The 4,308-nt window shown below is 64.4% G+C and carries 4 protein-coding genes and 1 pseudogene; 1 reads left to right on the plus strand and 4 read right to left on the minus strand.

Annotation, left to right across the window (positions count from 1 at the left end):
• The 4 genes from L979_RS12315 to L979_RS12330 all read right to left on the minus strand — a co-directional run.
• The coding region (locus L979_RS12315) for a crossover junction endodeoxyribonuclease RuvC (RefSeq protein WP_047692502.1) at nucleotides 1-264 on the minus strand (264 nt) is incomplete at its 3' end.
• The gene (locus tag L979_RS12320; protein WP_047692503.1) at nucleotides 265-1,026 is read right to left on the minus strand and encodes a YebC/PmpR family DNA-binding transcriptional regulator; all 762 of its coding nucleotides are present in this window, start codon (nucleotides 1,024-1,026) and stop codon (nucleotides 265-267) included.
• A gap of 132 nt (nucleotides 1,027-1,158) precedes the next feature.
• Nucleotides 1,159-1,950: a type 1 glutamine amidotransferase gene (locus L979_RS12325; RefSeq protein ID WP_081994467.1), complete on the minus strand. Its 792-nt coding sequence runs from the start codon at nucleotides 1,948-1,950 to the stop codon at nucleotides 1,159-1,161.
• A 3-nt stretch (nucleotides 1,951-1,953) separates the two neighbouring features.
• Nucleotides 1,954-3,273: a Mur ligase family protein gene (locus L979_RS12330; RefSeq protein WP_047692504.1), complete on the minus strand. Its 1,320-nt coding sequence runs from the start codon at nucleotides 3,271-3,273 to the stop codon at nucleotides 1,954-1,956.
• 176 nt (nucleotides 3,274-3,449) lie between these two features.
• Between L979_RS12330 and L979_RS12335 the strand changes: the two are divergent.
• Nucleotides 3,450-4,308: pseudogene (locus L979_RS12335) on the plus strand (M3 family peptidase); the annotation flags it as partial.

Here is a 4,308-nt window from a genome sequence, read left to right on the forward strand (position 1 = left end):
CGCCGTACCCACCACCGTGGGCGCGTTGTTCTGGGCGAACAACCGCTCAATGGCCAGCGCATCTGGGTGGTAGCGATCCATCATGGATTCCGCTGCCACCGCGATGCTCAGGATGCGTTGTTCCAGTGGCTGATCTGCTGAGGTGCCCTGCACTTCGTGATGGATCCATTCCACCTGCCGGTTGGCGCGCATCCGCACCACACCGAATCCGCAGCGGGTCAGCCCGGGGTCAACCCCCAGGATGACCTGCTCGGCAGTGGACATTCAGCCCTGGGCCTCGAGCTGAGCCAGGACCTCCGGGGAGATCTCGGCATTCGAGTAGACGTTCTGGACGTCGTCCAGGGCCTCCACGGCATCGGCCAGGCGCAAGAACTTGGCTGCGCCGTCGGCATCCAGGTCCACCTTCATGTTGGCGCGGAAGACGGGGTCGTCGTTGTTGTACTCCAGTCCCGCTTCCTCCAGGGCGGTGCGGATGGCGCCAAGGTCGGTGGCTTCGGAGACCACTTCAAAGACCTCGTCCTCTTCCACGACTTCCTCAGCACCGGCATCCAGGACGGCCATCAGGACGTCGTCCTCGGTCAGGCCGTCGGTCTTGGTCACCTCTGCCACGCCCTTGCGTTCGAACATGAACATCACGGAGCCGGGGTCGGCCATGGTGCCACCGTTGCGGGTGACGGCCACACGCACCTCAGAGGCAGCGCGGTTCTTGTTGTCCGTCAAGCACTCGATGTAGAGCGCGGAACCCTGCGGGCCACGGGCCTCGTAGAAGATTTCCGAGTAGTCGATGACTTCACCGGTCAGCCCGGCTCCACGCTTGATGGCGCGGTCAATGTTGTCATTGGGCACGGAGTTCTTCTTGGCCTTGGACACCGCCAGATCCAGTGCCGGGTTGCCTGCGGTGTCCGGCCCGCCCTGACGCGCAGCAACTTCAATGCCCTTGATGTACTTGGCAAAGGCCTTGGCGCGCTTGGCATCGATCGCGGCCTTCTTGTGCTTGGTGGTGGCCCATTTGGAGTGACCTGACATGTGTGCCTCCTGTGGCAAAAAATATTGTGTGCGCTCCGGCACCGGATGCTTCTGCGCGGCAGCGGGTCAGCCGGCTCCGGAAAAATCTGGCAGCCAGTCTAGTCCTGGCGGAGAACACGGGGTGTGTTCGGCTCAGCGCGGTCTGGACTGGGCCACCTCACGGGCCTTGGTGGCCAGGGTGTCATTGAGGGGTTCCAGATGGTAATGGGAGTAACGACGACGCACCGCGGTTGCGATCAGATGATCCGCCAGGGCGGGGTTCTTGGGCAACAGGGATCCATGCAGGTAGGAGCCGATGACCTCCTTGGTCACCGCACCTTCCGTACCGTCCTGGCCATCGTTGCCGGCACCTGCCACCACGCGTGCCAAGGGCTGCTGCCCGGCCCCCAGCTTGGTCAGTCCCGAGTGGTTTTCATAGCCGATGATGGTCCCGAATTTCTCCGACTCGGTCACGATGTTGCCGATCAGCCGCTGCTCACCACCTACCGTGGTCAGATCAAAAATCCCCACACCCGGCAGGGTCTGGCCGCCGATCGTGCGGAATTCGTGCCCAAAGAGTTGGTACAGACCGCAGATGGCCAGCATGGGGGCGCCGTCGTCAACCAACTGCATCAGGACCGGCTTGATGCTCTGGAGGTCCTCCATGACCCGGAACTGCCCGGAGTCCTGGCCGCCGCCGCCCACTAAAATGTCGCCGTCGGCAGGGAAGGAGTCCCCGGGGTTGTAGTCGGTGAGCTTGACCCCGTAGCCGCGCTTTTCCAGGCGACGCTTCAAGGTCAAGGTGTTGCCCCAGTCACCGTAGATGTTCATGTCCCGGGGGTAGAGCTGGACCAGGTGGATCTCCCCCAGCCCCCCGGGCTCCACGGTGTTTGTGGGCGAACCTGATCCCGGGGTCTGCGGGAACGTGGACGTTGTGGTGGTCATGGCTCAGATCTCCGGGACGTCGGCGACTGCGCGCAGTGCGCGGCGCAGGGACAGCATGGCCGTGTAGGTGCAGAACACTCGCATGGGGCGGCCGTCAGCGGCGGTGATGAACTTGTGCAAGGACTCGGTCAGATCCGGTTCCACTTCTTGGATGGGGACTTGGTCGTAGTCCAGTCGCAAGGCCATGTCCCACGCGCGGGTGCCCGTGACCAGATCCACACCGCCTGCCCGCAGGGAGTCGAATTCGACGTCCCACAGCCAAGAGACGTCCCGGCCGTCAGCGTATTCGTCGTTGATCGCAATCATGGTGGCGTAGGCCTCGGGCTTGGCGGAGGCCAGGGAGAGGCGGAAGCCTGCGGGGTTCTTGACCAACAACAACTGCAGCGGGGTCTCTCCCACGGTGATGGTCTCGCCTCTGCCGAACGCAGGCGTCACCCGGGACAGTTCATCCAGCAGGGATTCGACTCCGGCGCCCGCAGCCTTCACCGCGCGGCCGTCATCCGTGACCGTGAGGGCCAAGGCCAGTGCACCGGCGGCGTTGTAGACGTTGTAGACCCCGTAGAGGTGAACCTTGGCCTGGGCGGGTTGACCGTGCACCAGGAACTCGACCTCCGTGGCCTCAAAATCGGCCAGCTCCACCACGGGCTCAGGCTGGGGCGCGCCCTCCGGTGTGGGGGCGGCAGGGCCGTCGGCGGCGCGCATGTCGTCGTCCGAGGGGAACATGGGCCGCAACTGCTCGGAGAGTCCGTACCAGAGCACACGCGTATCGGGCTGGACGTCCTGGGCCAGGGAGGCAATGCGCGGATCCTCGCGGTTGAGAATCACCGCCTCCGTGGTGGCAGCTGCCACTTGGGCCAGCATCCGGCGAGTGGTGTCAATTTCCCCAAAACGGTCCAGCTGGTCCCGCATCACGTTCAGCAGCAGGGCAAAACGCGGTTTGACCTGCCGTACAAAATGGACGGCGTGGGCCTCGTCCAGTTCCAGGACCGCAATGTCAGCGTCAAAGCGCCCGGTCAGGGAGATTTCCTCCAACAACGACGCCGCCACACCACGCACAAAGTTGGAACCCGTGCGGTTGGTGAACACCTTCAAACCCTGAGACTCCAGCAACTGGACGGCCATCTTGGTCGTCGTCGTCTTGCCGTTGGTTCCGGAGACCACCACCACCCCGTGGGGCAGACGGGCCAACTGTTCGGCAACGAATCCGGGATGCAGTTTCTCCATCACCAGGCCGGGGAACGCCGATCCGCCGCCGCGCATCTTGGTCGCGGCGCGCACGCCCTGGCCGAGGAGCCTCACGAGTGGTCTGGACATGAGCAACATCCTACGGGGGTCGTCTTGCAGTCCTGTTCCGGCAGGCCCGCGTGTGGGGTGGACGGGGATCACACCTAGGATGGCCAGTGGTCGTTTGCGCCCGCGACCACTCCCGCAGGTGCCAGGCACCCTGGACACACATCATCTACGGAAGCGACCGGAGACTTGGAAGGAAACCGTCCTTCGTGACCAATCCGCTGTTGACCCCCAGCACCCTGCCGTGTGAGCTGCCGGATTTTGCCGCAATTCAGCCCGAGCACTTCCCGGAGGCCTTTGAGGCCGCCATGGCTGCCGACCTTGCCGCGGTGCAAGCCGTGGTGGAGTGCCAGGAGCCCCCCACGCTGGCCGACACACTGGAGGTGCTGGAACGTGAAGGACTGTTCCTGGACCGGGTGGAGTCCGTGTTCTTCACCCTGACCTCCTCACACCTCACGGACGACATGCAGGAGCTCTATGAGCAGATGGCGCCGCGGCTGTCCCAACACCGCGCGGACGTGACCATGAACCGGGATCTCTACGATCGTGTGGTGGCGGTCTCCCCTGACGGGCTGAGCCCCACCGAGCAGCGCGTGCTGGCTGAGTACACGCGGTGGTTCGAGCGCTCCGGTGTCCTGTTGGAAGAAGCGGACCAGACCCGCTTGCGGGAGATCAATGATCGCCTCTCCGCGCTGAGCATTCGCTACAGCACCCAACTGGTGCGGGAGAACGAACGGGCGTCCGTGCACGTCACCGATCGTGCGCGGTTGAAGGGGCTCAGTGAGGCTGCCATCAATGCTGCCAAGCGTGCAGCTGAGGACGCGGGACACTCGGACGGATACCTCTTGTCACTGGCTGCCTTCACCACCCAACCGGTGTTGCGGGAGTTGCACGACCGGGCCCTGCGCCAGGAGATCCACCAAGCGGCCATGGACCGCGGCCGCGGTCCGGACGGTGCCACAGGCCCCTTGCCCACGCGATCCACCGTGGACCTGCGTCCGATTGCTGCCGAGGTGGCCGAGCTCAGGGCAGAACAAGCGCACCTGCTGGGCTACACCAGCCATGACG

The organism is Kocuria sp. ZOR0020, assembly GCF_000800955.1.
Lineage (GTDB): Bacteria > Actinomycetota > Actinomycetes > Actinomycetales > Micrococcaceae > Kocuria > Kocuria subflava.